The sequence below is a fragment of the Nocardioides sp. genome, from assembly GCF_050699375.1.
In the GTDB taxonomy this organism is placed as follows: Bacteria; Actinomycetota; Actinomycetes; order Propionibacteriales; family Nocardioidaceae; genus Nocardioides.
On the sequence record NZ_JBOHDN010000089.1, the window covers coordinates 1 to 16587 of the forward strand.

At 68.6% G+C, this 16587-nt stretch carries 19 protein-coding genes; 10 read left to right on the plus strand and 9 right to left on the minus strand.

All coding sequences use genetic code 11. The features are described from left to right. From ACRDPS_RS06130 to ACRDPS_RS06150, 5 genes are all read left to right on the plus strand, one after another. Positions 1–1529, plus strand: a 1529-nt coding sequence (locus ACRDPS_RS06130; RefSeq protein WP_431500739.1) for a DUF429 domain-containing protein, incomplete at its 5' end; no start/stop codon positions are given. A 66-nt stretch (positions 1530–1595) separates the two neighbouring features. Continuing rightward, complete coding sequence (locus tag ACRDPS_RS06135) at positions 1596–3197, plus strand: molybdopterin-dependent oxidoreductase (protein WP_431500740.1); 1602 nt, start codon at positions 1596–1598, stop codon at positions 3195–3197. 93 nt (positions 3198–3290) lie between these two features. Further along, positions 3291–3929, plus strand: a complete 639-nt coding sequence (locus tag ACRDPS_RS06140; RefSeq protein ID WP_431500741.1) for a fasciclin domain-containing protein — start codon at positions 3291–3293, stop codon at positions 3927–3929. 37 nt (positions 3930–3966) lie between these two features. Further along, complete coding sequence (gene sigK, locus ACRDPS_RS06145; RefSeq protein WP_431500742.1) at positions 3967–4566, plus strand: ECF RNA polymerase sigma factor SigK; 600 nt, start codon at positions 3967–3969, stop codon at positions 4564–4566. Beyond that, entirely contained in the window at positions 4563–5315 is a 753-nt protein-coding gene (locus ACRDPS_RS06150; RefSeq protein WP_431500743.1) for an anti-sigma factor, read from the plus strand. The genes sigK and ACRDPS_RS06150 overlap by 4 nt, the downstream gene beginning before the upstream one ends. A gap of 27 nt (positions 5316–5342) precedes the next feature. Here ACRDPS_RS06150 and ACRDPS_RS06155 read toward each other — a convergent pair whose 3' ends face one another. Continuing rightward, positions 5343–6119, minus strand: coding sequence for an NPP1 family protein (locus tag ACRDPS_RS06155; RefSeq protein ID WP_431500744.1), 777 nt, complete (start codon positions 6117–6119; stop codon positions 5343–5345). A gap of 147 nt (positions 6120–6266) precedes the next feature. Here ACRDPS_RS06155 and ACRDPS_RS06160 point away from each other — a divergent pair, with 147 nt between their 5' ends. After that, entirely contained in the window at positions 6267–6713 is a 447-nt protein-coding gene (locus tag ACRDPS_RS06160) for a TY-Chap domain-containing protein (protein ID WP_431500745.1), read from the plus strand. A gap of 6 nt (positions 6714–6719) precedes the next feature. Here the strand turns inward: ACRDPS_RS06160 and ACRDPS_RS06165 are convergent, their stop codons facing one another. From ACRDPS_RS06165 to ACRDPS_RS06195, 7 genes are all read right to left on the minus strand, one after another. After that, on the minus strand, positions 6720–7169 hold the full coding sequence (locus ACRDPS_RS06165) for a hypothetical protein (RefSeq protein WP_431500746.1): 450 nt from the start codon (positions 7167–7169) through the stop codon (positions 6720–6722). After that, complete coding sequence (locus ACRDPS_RS06170; RefSeq protein WP_431500747.1) at positions 7166–7591, minus strand: hypothetical protein; 426 nt, start codon at positions 7589–7591, stop codon at positions 7166–7168. The genes ACRDPS_RS06165 and ACRDPS_RS06170 overlap by 4 nt, the downstream gene beginning before the upstream one ends. Positions 7592–7593: 2 nt before the next feature. Next, the gene (locus ACRDPS_RS06175) at positions 7594–7959 is read right to left on the minus strand and encodes a hypothetical protein (RefSeq protein ID WP_431500748.1); all 366 of its coding nucleotides are present in this window, start codon (positions 7957–7959) and stop codon (positions 7594–7596) included. Positions 7960–7966: 7 nt separating this feature from the next. After that, on the minus strand, positions 7967–9169 hold the full coding sequence (locus tag ACRDPS_RS06180; protein ID WP_431500749.1) for a WXG100 family type VII secretion target: 1203 nt from the start codon (positions 9167–9169) through the stop codon (positions 7967–7969). Further along, on the minus strand, positions 9169–9468 hold the full coding sequence (locus ACRDPS_RS06185) for a hypothetical protein (RefSeq protein ID WP_431500750.1): 300 nt from the start codon (positions 9466–9468) through the stop codon (positions 9169–9171). Before ACRDPS_RS06185 ends, ACRDPS_RS06180 begins: the two co-directional genes overlap by 1 nt. Positions 9469–9544: 76 nt before the next feature. Further along, entirely contained in the window at positions 9545–10696 is a 1152-nt protein-coding gene (locus tag ACRDPS_RS06190; protein ID WP_431500751.1) for a hypothetical protein, read from the minus strand. Between the two features lie 103 nt (positions 10697–10799). Continuing rightward, a complete protein-coding gene (locus tag ACRDPS_RS06195) occupies positions 10800–11060 on the minus strand; it encodes a metal-sensitive transcriptional regulator (protein ID WP_141802705.1) in 261 nt (86 codons plus the stop codon). A gap of 134 nt (positions 11061–11194) precedes the next feature. Between ACRDPS_RS06195 and ACRDPS_RS06200 the strand changes: the two genes are divergently transcribed. The 4 genes from ACRDPS_RS06200 (at position 11195) to ACRDPS_RS06215 (ending at position 13447) form a co-directional block, all read left to right on the plus strand. Next, entirely contained in the window at positions 11195–11584 is a 390-nt protein-coding gene (locus ACRDPS_RS06200; protein WP_350663661.1) for a carboxymuconolactone decarboxylase family protein, read from the plus strand. Between the two features lie 33 nt (positions 11585–11617). Then, positions 11618–11788 (plus strand): hypothetical protein, encoded by a 171-nt coding sequence (locus tag ACRDPS_RS06205; protein WP_431500752.1) that lies wholly within the window; start codon positions 11618–11620, stop codon positions 11786–11788. Positions 11789–11882: 94 nt separating this feature from the next. Next, on the plus strand, positions 11883–12884 hold the full coding sequence (locus tag ACRDPS_RS06210) for a hypothetical protein (protein WP_431500753.1): 1002 nt from the start codon (positions 11883–11885) through the stop codon (positions 12882–12884). Then, entirely contained in the window at positions 12872–13447 is a 576-nt protein-coding gene (locus ACRDPS_RS06215; RefSeq protein WP_431500754.1) for a hypothetical protein, read from the plus strand. The genes ACRDPS_RS06210 and ACRDPS_RS06215 overlap by 13 nt, the downstream gene beginning before the upstream one ends. 84 nt (positions 13448–13531) lie before the next feature. On the opposite strand, the gene ACRDPS_RS06220 is transcribed toward ACRDPS_RS06215, so the two are convergent. Next, the gene (locus tag ACRDPS_RS06220) at positions 13532–16465 is read right to left on the minus strand and encodes a vitamin B12-dependent ribonucleotide reductase (RefSeq protein ID WP_431500755.1); all 2934 of its coding nucleotides are present in this window, start codon (positions 16463–16465) and stop codon (positions 13532–13534) included. Positions 16466–16587 lie beyond the last annotated feature (122 nt).

A 16587-nucleotide genomic window follows, 5' to 3' on the forward strand; every position in this document is an offset into this window, starting at 1 on the left:
ACTTCGCTCGCTTCGACGCCGGCGCGCACCCCTCCAACACCAGCAAGCCGGAGTTCAGCGAGCAGCCTCGAGGCGCCCGGATCGCGGCTCGGCTCGGGCTCGACATGAACCCGCGGTCCGGCCGGCGGCGCCGGGCGATCGAGGTCTACCCCCACCCCGCGACGGTGGCTTTGTTCCGCTTGGGCCGGACACTGAAGTACAAGCACAAGCCAGGGCGCGACATCGACCAGCTCCGCGCCGAGCTGGTCATGTTGCTCGGCCTGCTCGAGGGTCTCGCGAGCGCCGACCCGCCGCTGCTGCTCGACAACCCGTCCTGGCACGCCCTGCGAACGGCCGCCGAGAATGCGGTACGCAAGAGCGAGCTGCGCACGGTCGAGGACCAGGTCGACGCGGTGCTGGCCGCCTACATCGGCCTGTTCGCGACCCGCGCGCCGGACCGCACCACCACGTACGGCGACTTCGCCACCGGCTACATCGTCACTCCGACGCTGCCCGACGACCTCCTCCCGACACCCCGCGGGCGAGCCGGGGCGAGGATCCACGACCCCGGGACCGCGGTCCGTGAGTACGCCGCGCTGCAGCCGACACTGCAGGAAGCAGCCGACCAGTACGTACTGCTGGTGACCTCGATCCTCGACGAAGCGGGCATCAACTACCTCACCGTGACCTCGCGCGCGAAGTCGGTCGCGTCGTTCGCGGCCAAGGCGGCTCGTACCGTCGACGGGCGGCAGGTCTTCACCGATCCGCTCCGCCAGATCACCGACCAGATCGGGCTGCGGGTGATCACGTACGTCCACAGTGACGTCCAGGCCGTTGCTGATCTCCTCGACGACCAGGTGGTGGTTCACGACGACCGCGACATGGGCGAGGAGACCGCGAGCGAGGGCCGGTTCGGGTACGCCAGCCGTCACCTGCTGGTCGGTCTCGACCCCGCGCGCGAGGGCCAGGCAGCGTACGAGCTGTTGCGGGGCCGTCAGGCGCAGATCCAGGTGCGGACCGTGCTGCAGCACGCATGGGCCGAGTTCGAGCACGACATCCGCTACAAGGGCACCATCCCCAGCGAGCACGTGCCCGACTTCGACCGACGGTTCACGCTCGCCGCCGGCCTGCTCGAGCTCGCCGACCGTGAGTTCTCCACGATCAGGGATCGGCTCCGGGAAGGGGTGACCGCCGCCAGAACCGAGGCTCCCGACGACGACCCGCGCATCAGCCCCCGTGAGCTCGCGGCGTTCCTGGCCGGGCAGTACGCCGACGCCGGCTGGTCGCGGACCGACCACTACGGGTGGATCTCCGGCGTCATCCTCGAGCTCGGCATCACCTCGCTGACCGAGCTCGGCGACGCGTTGCGCTCGGTCGACGAGGAGACCCTCATGGGGCGGATGGACTACCGCTATCCGCCGGGCGCGGTGCGGCGGCTCGATGACGCACTGCTCTGTGTCTACGGCGACGACTATGTCGACCTGCGCGCAAATGCGCACCGGGAGGCCGGCCTACGGGCCAGGCTCGCCAAGATGCGCGACTCCGACTGAGCTCGCTGATCCCCGCCGGCGGTGAGATCGCCCAATCCGATTGGGCACCCGGCGCGAATCACCGCCATGAAACGACTGGACCGCCGGACCATCGCCCATGCCGTCGCAGGGGTGCTCGCCGGGGTGGTCGGGATGTCACTGGCGCACCTCACGGCCGCTCTGCTCACCCCGGCTTCGTCTCCCGCGCTCGCGGTCGGCACCGCCGTCATCGACGCGACGCCCACTCCGGTCAAGGAGTGGGCGGTGCGCGAGCTCGGCAGTGCGGACAAGCCGATCCTGATCGGTAGCGTGCTGCTGTTCACGATCGCCTTCGCCGCCGTGATCGGCATCGTGGCCCGAAGGCGGCTGTGGCTCGGCGTCGTGCTCATCGTGGGCCTGGTGCTGATCGCCGGAGGCGCCGTGGTGCGCCAGCCGCTCTTCGGGGTCGGCGACCTGATCCCGACCGCGGTGGCGCTCGTCCTCGGAGTCACCACGCTGGTGCTCCTGACCCGCGCCTTGAGCGGCCGTCCCACCTCGGACCGTCCCGTTGCAGACCGTCCCATCACAGATCGTCCCAACCCGGACGGTTCCACCCCAGACAGCCCCGGGCCCGACCGGAGGGAAGACGCCCGCGCATCGCGCAGGAGCGTCCTAGTCGGGTTCGGGGCACTCACCCTGCTCTCCGCCGCGGCCGCGACCGGCGGGCAGCTGATCGTGCGCAGCCGGACCGCGCTGGCCAACATCTCGCTACCCCGGGTCCGCAAGCCGTTGCCGACCCTGCCGAAGGGGCTGGAGGAGACGTACCAAGGGATCTCCCGGTTCCGCACCCCCAGCAGTGACTTCTACCGGGTGGACACCAAGCTGGTTGTCCCGATCGTCGACCAGAACAGCTGGTCGCTGACCATCGACGGCGACGTCGACCGCGAGCTCACCTTCAGCTACGACGACCTGCGCGAGCGGGAGAACGTCGAGCACGACATCACCCTGACCTGCGTCTCCAACGAGGTCGGGGGCAAGCTCGTCGGCGCTGCCCGCTGGACCGGCGTACCGCTCAAGGAGCTCCTCGAGGAGGCCGGCGTCGGCAGCCGGGCGGATCAGATCCTCTCGACCGACGTCGAGGGCTTCACGATCAGCACCCCGCTCGAGGCAGCGCTCGACGGCCGCGACGCGATGGTCGCCCTCGGCATGAACGGCGAGGTCCTCTCCCGCATCCACGGCTTCCCCGCGCGACTGGTGGTGCCCGGCCTCTACGGCTACGTCGGCGCCACCAAGTGGGTCAACAGGCTCACCCTGACCAGGTACGACGCGGCGACCGCGTACTGGACCGACCGTGACTGGGCGATCGATGCCCCGATCAAGCTGTCCAGCCGGATCGACACGCCCCGGCCGCTGAGCACCATCAAGGGCGGCAGCACCGTGATCGGCGGGGTCGCGTGGGCCCAGCAAGCAGGCGTCGCCAAGGTCGAGGTACGCATCGACGGCGGCCGTTGGCAGCCGGCCGAGCTCGGCCCGGACGCTGGGATCGACTACTGGCGCCAGTGGTATCTGCCCTGGGACGCCGAGCCCGGAAGCCACCAGCTGGCCGTACGCGTCACCGACCGCGACGGGACCGCACAGAGCACGAAGCGGGCCACGCCGTTCCCCGACGGCTCCAGCGGAATCCAGGAGGTCTTGGTCACCGTCGAATGAGCACAAAAACACGGAAATAGGCCAAATCCGATCTGGCCCTCGTGGCGAAGCACCCATGACAGCAAGAAGAGACATCCCTCGAAAGGCATTCTCATGAAGCTCAACAAGCTCACCCGCACCGGCAGCGCAGTAGCGTCGATGGCGCTCCTGCTGGGTGTCGGCCTGGCGGCCTGTGGTTCCGAGGACAGCGGGGCCGGCTCCGAAGGCGGATCCGAGACCACCGAGTCCGCACCCGAGGAGACCGAGGCCGCAGAGGCCGGCGCCGAGACGTTCGGCGAAGGCTGCAAGCTGATCCCCGCGGACGGCGCCGGCTCGTTCAATGGCATGTCGACCGCACCGGTCGCCTCCGCCGCGAGCGCCAACCCGCTCCTCAAGACGCTCGTCGCGGCCGTTGGCGAGGCCGAGCTCGTCGACACCCTCAACGGTGCGGACGCGCTGACCGTCTTCGCGCCGACCGACGACGCCTTCAAGAAGATCCCGAAGGCTGACATGGACGCCGTGATGGCCGACAAGAAGATGCTGACCAAGATCCTCACCCACCACGTCGTGGCGGGTCAGCTCGGCCCGGACGAGGTCGCCGGTGAGCACAAGACCCTGGCGGGCGACACGGTCACGGTGGAGGGCTCGGACGAGAAGTTCACCGTCGGTGACGAGAAGGCCCAGGTCCTGTGCGGCAACATCCCGACGGCCAACGCCACGGTGTACGTCGTCGACACCGTTCTGATGCCCTGATAGGGACATCCGACCGGATATCCGCGAGTATCTAGGCATGAGACCGCTCAGCTCCGTTCCCTCCGGCGACTCGTCGCCGGAGGGAGCCGGCTCGCCGGGACTGGCCGGGCTCCTCCGTCGCATCGCCCGAGGTGACGAGGCAGCCTTCGCCAACCTTTACGATGCGACCTCTGCTCGCGTGCACGGACTGGTGTTGCGCGTGGTGCGCGACCCGGCCCAGGCCGAGGAGGTCACCCAGGAGGCCTTCCTTCAGGTGTGGCGCCAGGCCAGCCGCTACGACGAGAAGCTCGGCAGCGCCATCTCGTGGCTGCTGACCCTGGCCCATCGCAGGGCCGTCGACCGGGTCCGGTCGGCGGAGTCCGCCGGCCGCAACGACACGGCGTATCACGGCAACACCCAGCCCACCCCCCATGACACAACTGCCGAAGCCGCGGAGGCCTCGATGGAGGCCCGCCGCGTCCACGCCGCACTCGAAACACTGACGGTGGTGCAGCGCGAGGCGCTGCAGCTCGCGTATTTCGGCGGCTATACCCACACCGAGGTCGCTGCCATGCTCGAGCTGCCCGTCGGCACGGCAAAGACCCGAATCCGAGACGGACTGATCCGGTTGCGCGACGCGATGGGAGTGAACCAATGACCGATCACGATATTCACGCCCTCTCCGGCGCGTACGCCGTAGACGCCCTCGACGACGTCGAGCGAGCCCGCTTCGAGAAGCACCTCACCGTCTGCGCGGACTGCCGTGACGAGGTGACCAGCCTCCGGGAGAGCGCCGCCCTGCTCGGCGGCCTGACCGACACCGCCCCTCCGGCGGCGATGCGCGAACGCCTGCTCGCCGGCATCAAGGAGATCCGCCCGCTCCCGCCCGAGACGGGCGGCGCTCACAAGGACGTCGAGACCCCCGAGACGTACGCCGCCCCCGGCCGTCGCCGGAACGGTTGGCGCATGCTCGCCGCCGCGGCTGCGACGATCGCCGTCGTCGGCACCGGCACGGTCGCCGTTGTCGAGCTGACCCGGGACGACTCGAGCCAGACCGTGTCGACGGCGGACCGGGTGCTGCACGCCGACGACGCGACGACCGTCGCGGTCGAGCTGCCCGGCGGCGCCCGCGCCCGAGTGGTTCGCTCGGTCACGGAGGCCAAGGCGGTGCTGATCGCCTCCAACATGGCGGCCGCACCCAAGGGCAAGGTCTACGAGCTCTGGCTGCAGGTCGACGACGTCATGGTCCCCGCCGGACTGATGCCCAACAAGAGCGACCAGACCATCGTCCTCGACGGTGACGCCTCGACCGCCACCGCGGCCGGGATCACCGTGGAGCCGGACGGAGGCTCCAAGGAGCCCACCTCGGCCCCGATAGCGCTCTTCGACTTCGAGCAGAGCACCTGACGGCGTACGTCCTGGGTCAGCGTCTGGTCAGGCGTGGGGGTCGAGGCTGACCTCGGACGGCTTCCCGCCGGCCAGCGCGTCGCCGAAGCGGGCGTCGGTGAGCTTGAAGGTCGCCGCGCCGAAGTCGGCCCCGACGAGCGTGTCCCGGATGCCGGCGGGGTAGTTGTCCCAGCCGACCAGGCCTTTGACCTGCCAGGTGCCCTCATGGTTCTCGGGCGGCTCGTCGCCGCCACCGCCCTGGGCGAAGCGGAAGCAGTGAGTGCTGCCGCCGTCCTTGTGATAGACGACCTTCGGGTGCGTACCGCCCTCGAACTGCAGCTCCGACTCGGGCTTGATCTCATAGCCGCTGTGCTGGGAGACCGAGACGAACTTGGCGTGCCCGTCCTGCTCCCACACGATGATGTGCTCCCAGTCGTGGCGGTGGCCGGCCGACCCAGGCCCGAGCGAGACCTGGTCCTTCTCGAAGTAGTAGCCGTAGAGGTACGCACACCAGCCGTTGTTGCACGTCGAGCGGGAGTAGACGTTGGTGCTCTGCAGGTCGGAGAGGTCGCGGCACTGGCCGTTCACGTCGCCGCCCATGCCCAGGCCGCCGTTGAGCGTCCCGTCCGGGCCGATGGCCGGGGTGCTGTAGCAACCGTCGGTGTCGAAGTCGAGGGCCGGCTGCCAGGTGCGGTCGCCCTCCGGCGCCGACGCCGGCAACGCCGCGGGCGGGTCTGCCCAGGCGGCGGCCGGGACGACAGAGATGATCGCGGCCAGCGGAAGTACGAGCGCGAGCCCGCGGGTAAGACGTTTCCCGAGTGTCATGTGGGGGGGGTCCTCGTGAGTTGGAAGCGGCGCACAGATGCAACCAGTGCGGGGGTCGCCTGGCAACCCCCTGGCCGTGAACGGGCAGTGACGCCGCGTCCCGATCCACGACGCTGGACCTATCACCCACCCTGGTTGGATGGAGGTGTGGATGCGACGCACTGGCTGGAACGGATCACCTCGGAGCTCGCCGACCTCGGGCAGCAGGAGTTCCTGGTCATCGCCGAACCCGACCCGACCCCGCCCGAGCCGGCCGGCTTCCTGGGGAAGCTCAGATCGAAGGTGTCCAGGTCGACCACGCCGTCACGATGGGGGCAGGTGCTGTGCGTCGACGAGGTGCTCTACGCCGAGTTCGCGGGTACGCAGCACGTCGGGGGCACCTGGGAGGCATCCGTCGAGCAGCACGAGGCGCTTCGCGCTGCCGGCTGGCTGACCCCCGACGAGACCGACCCGATCGCTCCGGCCCCGCCGGTGCCGCACTACTGGCGCACCGTGCCCCAGCCCGAGGCCGAGCTCATCGCCGGGCTCCTGGTCGACGCCTTCACCATCCTCGGAGCCGACATCGCGACGCTCACCCTCAAGCGGGACCAGTAGCCGGTATCAATAGGCGCCGAAGGATCGGCACAGCATCCGGTAGAAGGTCGTGTTCGTCACCGGGCTCAGCTTCTCGTCCACTGCGAGATGTACGCCGTCGGGCCCGTTGACGCCGTGCATCTGCCAGGTGTCGACCGTGATCGACCAGGCGGTGCGGGCACCGACCTCGGTCAGCACCACGTCGCGAGCCTCTTGGTCCTCGCCCAGGAGCTCCGCCATCCGGGCGGCCGGGAACGGCCTCACCGACCCGACGGCCCCCTTGACCGGCCGGATCTTGAGCGTTCTGATCAGGCTGGGCACGAGCTGGCCGCGCGGGACATCGAGGGGCTGCGTACGTGACCCGTCGACGCCTAGCTCGAGATGGATGCCCTCCGCGCCCACCGCGGCGTGATGCGCCAGCTTTCCACCCGGGCCGGCGAGGATCCAGGCGACCTCCGTCGCCGCTGCGGCGCTCATGCCGGGCTCCAGGTCGCGGCGGCCCGGTCGATCTGGTCGCCCCAGGCGGCATAGTCGCTGGTCAGGACGGTCGCGGTCAGGGTGTGCCCGATGCCGTCGATCGCGACGAACCACTGCTCCATGGTCAGCGCCGAGTCGCCCGGGCCGTCGTACATCGCCAGCCTCCGGCCCGCTTCCTCACCTGCGATCGTGAGCCGCTCGAGGTCGATCGGGGTGTAGCCCGGCAGCATCTCGGTGAACGCCATCTCCGAGCCGACCTGCCAGTCACGGAAGCCCAGGTCGCCGTTGGTCTGGGCGGTCACCGTGATGTTGGAGCGGAAGGTGCCGCCGGCCGGCGCGAGCGCCAGGAAACGTACGCCCTCGGGCGGGTCGACGCTCTCCCAGCCGTCCGGAAGCGTCAGAGCCGTCTCGTTGTCAGACACCGTCACTTCTTCTTTCTCGCACTTCGCTTCTTCTTCTTCGGATAAGCCTCGCGATACCACTTCGGCTTGATGAACGCTGGGGTCGGCACCAGGATCAGCAACGGGTAGACGAGACAGGTCAGCAGGAACAGACCTCCGAGGAGCACCCACGCCGTGCTCCTCTCCGGGACCAGCACGAATGCCGTCGAACCCGTGATCGCCAACGCGGAGATGCACGGCAGATGGATGAGGACGTAGTCCTCGCCGACACCGCCGCGGCTCCACGCGTTCGCCCAGGATCGGGCGCGGGCGGAGAGGCCGAGGTGCTGCCAGATGCTGACCGCTGCTCCGATGATGCCGGCGGTCAGGATGAGCACAGCCCAGATCATGTTGGTCCTAGTCCCAGAAGGTGATGGCGTCGCCGACATCGGAGGCTACCTCGCCGGCACCCTCCGCGAAGTCGCTGACCCCGTCGACCACGGCCTCGCCGAGCTCCCCTGCCTCGTCGACCACGAAGTCGGCCGCCTTGCCGGCCAGCCCGGAGCCGACCGCGCCACCGATCAAGCCGCCCACGACACCACCGATGACCGTGCCCGGTCCCGGGAAGATGCTTCCGATGGCCGCGCCGGCCTGAGCTCCCGCCCAGGCTCCGCCCGCGGCTCCCGCTGTCGTGATGGCGGAGGTGCTCACCGTGCGGCTCACCCGCTCGGTCGTCGAGAGCGACGGGTCGTCGGCGTCCTTCTGCCACTGCTCCCACGCCGACGTACCGGCGGTGACCACCCAGCCTGCCCGGGTCGCCCACTTCCCCGCGGTCAACCACTTCCCTCGGGTCGCTGCCTGGTAAGGGTTCGCGTGCCAGTTCTTGCTCTTGAGCACGGCCGCCGCGCGCTCGAGCTTGGTCAGGCTCGCCGGACTGCTGAAGCGGCCGTTCACGCGTGGCTGGAAACGGCCGAACCTGCTCTTCACCGCCCAGTCGATGCCGGCACCGGCTCCCAGACCGGCCAACCCCAGGGCGTATGCACCGATCTGCGTCCCGTCGGAGAAATCCTTCGGCAGCAGACCGAGCTGCTCGAGCATGTCCTCGATCCAGCCGTCGCCGGTGGACTTCGAGATGGCCTTGCCGAGATCCTCGTGGGCGTTTTCCTCGTCCTTGCGGGCTGCCTCGACCCGGCTGACCAGGCCGTTCCACTTCTCGACCTTTGTGTTGTGCGCCTCGACATCGCCCTCGGACGCATCGCCGCCCGGCTCGGTCGGCGGCGAGATCATCGTGCCGCTGACGGTGAGCCCTGCCTCGCCGGCCTCGGTGCGGATCGTGGACATCTTGGTCTCGACCGCCTTCAGGTCGCCCGAGAAGGTCGAGAGGCCCTTGCCCAGCGACTCGATGCGCGACTCGAGCTGTCGCAGGTCGCTCTTGCGCTTCTCCGCCTTGGACTCGAACGCGGTGCCGCCGCGTCCCTCCCACGAGCCGGCTGTCTTGATCGCCTTGCCCACATCGGCGAGGGCGTCTCCCACGGCTTCCTTCGCGGTGGTGCACGCCTCGGATGCGGTCAGCACCGCCGCCGCGTCGCCGTAGACCTTCGTGTCCATGCCCTCGGCCATCAGTTGCCCCGAACCTGCTGCTGCTGGCGCCGACCCTCGTCACCTGAGGCGTCGTCGGTCGTGGTCGCGTGGTCGAGTGCGTTCTGTACGCCGTCCACCAGCTGCCCCAGCCCCTCGGCCGCTCCGCCGATCGCCGCCGAGAGCGAGGCCAGCGCGCTGGCCACCTCGGATGACGACTCACCCGCGTCGGGTGTCTTCTGAATCGGCTCGGCCTGCTTGAAGAGCTCGCCGCCGGCAGTGGTCAACGTGCTCTTGATGGACCTGAGGTCGTCGGGGTTGACGCGGATGTTGCTGCTCATGTCCACCTCTTACCCGCTCTCGCCGATCTCAAACATCACCGAAGGTAAAAGAGTGCTGAGCCTGCCGATTCGGCGTCTAGGCGGCCGAGCGGTTGCGCAGCGCGAGGTCACGGATCAGGCTGGCCGCCGGATCGGGGACGAGCTCGACGAACGCTTCGAGCGCGGCAAGTCCCTCGGGCGGGATGCCCGCGTCGAGTGCCTTGATCGTCTCTGGCCGCACCAACCACGCGGCGAGACACGCGGGATAGTCGGCGGGGTGGGTGAACAGCTCGTCGAGCTCTTCGTCGTCGGGATGGTGGAATGCGTGCAGACCCGCGTCCATGGCGACCGTGACCAGGGCGTACGGAATGTCGGTGAGCAGCCCGTAGTCCCGCAGGCCCCTGTTGGTCCAGATCTCCCCGGGCTCGCGCTCCGGTCTCGCGCAGGCATCGCGCAGCGCGTCGACCCAACGGTCCGGCTCGTCCGCGACGGCGTACGCCACCTCCTCCGGCACTCGCAACGGCGCTGTCTCGAACATCAACCCGCCCTCGATCGGGACGATCCGGCCGATCACGCACTCGCCGTCGTCGACGAGCACGCCGGCACCCAGGTTGATCGTGCTCAGCTGCTCACCGGTCGCCGGATCCTCCCAGACCAGCCGTCGCGCGTCCCGCAGCTGGAGTCGTAAGCCCCGCATCGGTGCCCGCACCCATTCCCAGATCCGGCCGGTGCCGGCGATGAGGCCGCCCGCGGCGTTGTGCCGCAGGAACGCCTCGAGCCCACCGAGCTCGTAGAGGAACGCCTGGCGATAGACCCAGTCTCGATCCATGATCTGGATCCGGTCGTCCTCCCGGTCTCGGACGGGGTCGGGGCCGCCACGAACCTCCAGGGCGACCTTGATCGCCTTCGCCATCCGCCATTGGTTGCGCGGATGGGTCCCCTGCATCGCCTGGGAGACGATCCATCGCGAGTGCGCCCACCTCGGCATCAGGGCCCCGAGCAGCGAGACCTGCTCCAGTCGCTCGATCCGCAGCGGATGCCAGAACTGTTCGCCGGCGAGCTGGTTGCCGGTCTTGTCGATGATCTCCAGAGCGGCCTTCACGTCCCCGCGAGCCTCGGCGTCGATCACCGCGAACATCGCCGGCCAATAGGGACTGTTGACGAGCTTCTCGGCGAACGACCGCTTCCTTGGATCCCCGAACCTGTCGCGCTGGACGGGGCGTGTCTGGGGCTTCTTCTGTTTCGGCATGGGTCCAGCAGACCTCCGATCCGCGCGCCCCGCCACCTCCAACCCCGGGCCTGTGGACAACTCGATCCCGAACCCTGCCTGTGGACAGCAATCGGCCCGCCGATCAGGCAAGAGCGAGGAAGAGCTTCTCCATCTTCTTGGTGTCGACACTGTCGCGACCGCCCTCGGCGAGGCACTTCTCCAGCCCGGTGGCCACCAGCGCGTAGCCGCCTCGGCTGACCGCCTTGTTGACCGCCGCGAGCTGGGTGAGCGCGTCTTCGCACTCCGAGCCCTCCTCGAGCATCCGGATCACCGACGCGAGGTGTCCGTTGGCCCTCTTGAGTCGGGTGATGACGGCCTTGATCTCGTCGGGCTCGAGCTGCATCGGCGTTCTTCTCTTTCCAGTGAATGTCTCCAGCTGCCGGAAAGCCGCTGGCCTCCCAAGGATTCTATAACCCCCCAGGGGGTTATGCTACCGTCGTCGACGTAACCCCCTGGGGGGTTACGGAAGGAGTCACCATGACCACCACGACCGACCACGGCTCACCCCACGGCAAGAGCGTCCTGAGAGACCTGGGGCCGCTCCACCAAGAGCTGCGCCGCGCCATCCCCGACGTCTACAAAGGCTGGGGCGGGCTCTCCAAGGCGGCCTTCGCTGACGGTGCGCTCGACCGCAAGACCAAGGAGCTGATCGCCTTCGCGATCGGCGTCGTCGAGGGCTGCGACGGCTGCATCGCCTCCCACGGCCAGGCCGCCGCACGCGCCGGCGCGAGCCCCCAGGAAGCAGCCGAGGCCATCGGCGTCACCTTCCTCATGCACGGCGGTCCCGCCACCATCCACGGCGCACGAGCCTTCGACGCCTTCTGCGAGTTCGTCGACGCCCTCGACGCCGGCGAACCTCCCGCCTGACCCCGACCAGACCACAAAAGCAGGAACCGAACAATGTGTCGCCCCGTCCGCTGCAAGAAGTGCAAGAAGACCACCTGGGCCGGCTGCGGCCGCCACGTCTCCGACATCAAGGCCTCCGTACCCACCGGCCAGTGGTGCCCCGGCCACTCGGCCGACCCCAAGGACCCCAACGGCACCTTGCTGAGCCGCATCCTCGGCCGCTGACGGCTCGGTCATCGGCCTCCGGAGCACGCGAAACTGTCGGAGGCGGCACCTATCGTTCCGAGCGACGTTTATCGCGGCCAGGAAGGGTGCAGACGTGACGGCTCTTGCAGATCTTGAACTCTCTGCCCGTGAGCTGGCGGCTCGGCGAGCATGGGCCGAGCGAGAGCTCGGGCTACAGGACGGCGTCGCCAGCCGTGCCCAGCTCACCTTCGGTGGATACACACCAAACGACATCCGTCGCGCGATCAGACGCCGCGAGATGCAGTTGGTCCATCGCGGCGTCTACGTCACTCACACCGGCCCGCTCACCTGGCGTCAGCGCGCTTGGGCGGCGGTGCTCTACGCCGAGCCCGCCGCCCTGTGCGGCCCGACGGTCCTCGAACCGCACCGCACGGACGATGCCGACGGCCCCATCCACGTCGCCATCGACCACCGCCGCCGCCTCGACCCGCCCCCGGGCGTGATCGTCCACCGCGTGGTCGGCCTGCCCCGCCAGATGTTCGCCGGCGAACGCCCGCCCCGCCTCAAGCTGGAGGACAACGCCCTCCTCCAAGCCCGCGAGGCCATCTCCGAGATCGAGGTCATCGGCCTGCTCACCGACATCATCGGCCGCCGTGGAGTGACGACCGATGCCGTACGCACAGCCCTGAAGCGCCACCCACGCCTCCCCCGCCGCGGCTTCATCACTGGCCTGCTCGCCGACGTGGAGGCGGGCACCTGCTCGGTCCTCGAACACGGCTACCTCACCCGCGTCGAACGCGCCCACGGTCTCCCGACGGGCACCCGTCAAAGCGAACGATCGACTCCGAATGGCAAGGAGTTCCGCGACGTCGAATACGAGGCGTACGGCCTAGTCGTCGAGCTCGATGGCCGCCTCAACCACGAGTCCTGGAGAGCTCAGGGCCGCGACGCCGACCGCGACCTCGACGACCTCGCCCTCGGGGGCAAGCTCACCGCCCGCGTGCGCTGGCCCCAGGTGTTCGAGACTCAGTGCCGAACCGCCGCAAGAGTCACGCAGCTGCTGCACCAGCGTGGCTGGCAGGAAGACCCGAAGAGGTGCGGAGACGAGTGCACCCTGGAGACGTGGTCGTCGTGACGTGGGAGTCCCGATGTCACTGGGTGACACCGGGACTCCCACGTCACCAGGTCAGCCTCGGCGCCCGCCACTGTGTAGCCAAGGCGATCGCGACGTTGCGCCCGGACGTACTCCTCACCGTGGGATCCGACGGTCTGACCGGCCACCTGGACCACGTCGCCTGTCATCGCGCCGTTCAGCGCGCACTCGACATCTCCAGCCATGTCCCACCTGTCGCTCTCGGCGCCGTTCTCGACCGCCATGCGGTCGGGGAAGCCCACGACCAAGCAACTTCCGTACTTCGACGCAAGGTCGGCTCGGGTCGCGTGACCGGCGTCGACCTCGACCCGAAAGTCGTCACCGTCACTGGACCGCCTGGGACTGAGGAGCGCCGCCGGCGAGCGCTGGATGCGTACGTTCCTGGTCTCGGCACCGCGAAGCCGAAGTCTCTCTCCTGTCATCGGGTGGGCGCTGGTGACTCCGTGCTGCTCAGATTCGTACTCGACTCCTCGGGCTGGGACCGCGACCGATTCGTCAAGCTGCGCTGCGACGAACGACGCGGGAGTCCCCGTGTCACCCAGTGACACGGGGACTCCCAGGTCCCACAAAACAAGTCCGGTCCCGCACCCTTCCTCGGGTGTGGGACCGGACTCATTCAGCCTTCAGGATCAGCTGCAACCGGAGGTCGAGCCGCAGCCCTCGCAGACGTAGCAGGAGCCGGCGGGGCGCATCTTGGTGCCGCAGGTGAAGCAGAGCGGGCTGTCGATGGCCATGCCGCTGATCGACTCGAGCAGCTCGGCGGTGGTGTGGGCGACCTTGGAGTCGTCCTTCGGAGCCTCCTCGACCGGAGCCTCTTCCTTGATGTCGGCGTCGACGACCTCGGCCTTGGCCTTGGTCTCCTTGCGCTCCGGTGCCGGCTTCTCGACGAGTTCGGCGGCGGTGGTGCCGTTGCCGAGCTGCTCGTAGGAACCGGTCTCCAGGTAGCGCTGACGCTCGTCGGCGGAGTAGATCCCGAGCGCGGAGCGGTCCTCGAAGGACATGTAGTCCAGCGCCAGCCGGCGGAAGACGTAGTCCATGAGCGACTGCGCCATGCGTACGTCCGGGTCGTCGGTCAGACCGGCGGGCTCGAACTTCAGGTTGGTGAACTTGGAGACGTACGTCTCCAGGGGTACGCCGTACTGAAGCCCGACGGACACGGCGATGGAGAAGGCGTCCATGACGCCGGCCAGGGTCGAGCCCTGCTTGCCGAGCTTGAGGAAGACCTCACCGAGCTCGCCGTCGGCGTGCGCACCGGAGGTCATGTAGCCCTCGGCGCCACCGACCGTGAAGGAGGTGGTGCGCGAGACGCGGGACTTCGGCAGACGCTTGCGGGTCGGCGCGTAGATGATCTTCTCGATGATCTTCTCGACGACCTCGGGCTCGACGTCGGCCTCGGCGGCCAGAGCGGTCGCGTCCGCGGTGGAGAGGCCCTGGTCCTTCTTGGCGCCCTCCGACTTGCCGTCGGCCAGCGGCTGGCCGACCTTGCAGTTGTCGCGGTAGATCGCGGTTGCCTTCAGGCCGAGCTTCCACGACTCCAGGTAGACCTGCTCGATCTCCTCGACGGTGGCCGACTCGGGCAGGTTGACGGTCTTGGAGATCGCGCCGGAGAGGAACGGCTGGGTCGCCGCCATCATCCGTACGTGGCCCATCGGCTGCAGCGCGCGCTTGCCCATAGCGGTGTCGAAGACCTCGTAGTGCTCCTGGCGCAGGCCGGGGGCGTCGATGACGTGGCCGTGCTCGGCGATGTAGTCGACGATCGCCTCGATCTGCTCGGGCTGGTAGCCCATCTTGGTCAGGGCCCGCGGGATCACCTGGTTGACGATCTGCATCGAGCCGCCGCCGACGAGCTTCTTGAACTTGACCAGCGAGAAGTCGGGCTCGATGCCGGTGGTGTCGCAGTCCATCATGAAGCCGATGGTGCCGGTCGGCGCGAGCAGCGAGGCCTGCGCGTTGCGGTAGCCGTTGACCTTGCCGACCTCGATCACGTCGGCCCACACGCGAGTGGCGGCGTCGATGATGTTGCGGTCGACCGGGTTGATCGAGCGGACCGCGTCGTTGGCAGCCTGGTGCTTGCGCATGACCCGCTTGTGAGCCTCGGCGTTGCGGGCGTACCCGGCGTACGGCCCGACGACAGCGGCCAGCTCGGCCGAGCGCTTGTAGCCGGCGCCGGTCATCAGCGAGGTGATGGCGGCGGCCATCGTGCGGCCACCCTCGGAGTCGTAGCCGAGACCCATCGCCATCAGCAGCGCGCCGAGGTTGGCGTAGCCGATGCCGAGCTGACGGTAGTCGCGGGTGGTCTCGCCGATCGCCTCGGTCGGGAAGTCGGCGAAGCAGATCGAGATGTCCATCGCGGTGAAGACGACCTCGCAGGCCTGCTGGAACCGCTCGGCGTCGAAGGTGTCGTCTTGGCGAAGGAACTTCAGCAGGTTCAGCGACGCCAGGTTGCAGGAGGAGTTGTCCAGCGACATGTACTCCGAGCACGGGTTGGAGCCGGTGATCCGGCCCGTCTCCGGGTTGGTGTGCCAGTCGTTGATGGTGTCGTCGTACTGCAGACCCGGGTCGGCACACTCCCACGCGGCGACCGAGATCTTGCGGAAGAGCTCGCGGGCGTCGATCTCCTCGATGACCTCACCGGTGGTGCGGGCGCGGAGGCCGAACTTCTTGCCCTCCTCGACGGCGCGCATGAACTCGTCGGAGACGCGAACGGAGTTGTTGGCGTTCTGGTACTGGACGCTGTGGCTGTCCTTGCCGCCCAGGTCCATGTCGAAGCCGGCGTCGCGCAGCGCGCGGATCTTGTCCTCCTCGCGCGCCTTGGTCTCGACGAACTCCTCGATGTCGGGGTGGTCCACGTCGAGCACGACCATCTTCGCGGCACGGCGGGTGGCGCCGCCGGACTTGATGGTGCCCGCGGACGCGTCGGCGCCGCGCATGAAGGAGACGGGGCCGGAGGCGGTGCCGCCGGAGGACTTCAGCAGCTCCTTGGAGGAGCGGATGCGGGAGAGGTTGAGACCGGCACCGGAGCCGCCCTTGAAGATCAGGCCCTCCTCCTTGTACCAGTTCAGGATCGAGTCCATGGAGTCGTCGACCGAGAGGATGAAGCAGGCCGAGACCTGCTGGGGGGACTCGGTGCCGACGTTGAACCAGACCGGCGAGTTGAACGCGAAGTACTGGTGGACCAGCAGCCAGGTGAGCTCGCGACCGAAGAGGTCCGCGTCGGCGTCGCTGGCGAAGTAGCCGTTCTCCTTGCCGGAGGCGACGTAGGTGTTCACGACCCGGTCGATCAGCTGCTTGAGGCTCTGCTCGCGCTTCGCGGTGCCCATCGCGCCACGGAAGTACTTGGTCGTCACGATCGTCGAGGCGTTGAGCGACCAGAAGTCGGGGAACTCCACACCGGTCTGCTCGAAGACGGTCTCGCCGGTCTTCCAGTTCTTCTGGACGACGTCGCGTCGCTCCCAGGTGATCTCGTCATACGGGTGCACGCCCTCGGTGCTGAAGATCCGCTCGATCTTCAGCCGGGCCGCCCTCTTCCCTGGTGCCTGTGCCTCTGCTGCCGTGTCTGTCATCTCGTTCCCCCTGTTGTCATCGATCGCGGTGCCGTTGTGCTGGTCGGTGCTGATGGTCGAGTCTCCTGTTGCGCCCTGACGGGCTTCGTACGTCTTGCTGCTTGTTCCGCTTGGATGGCCCG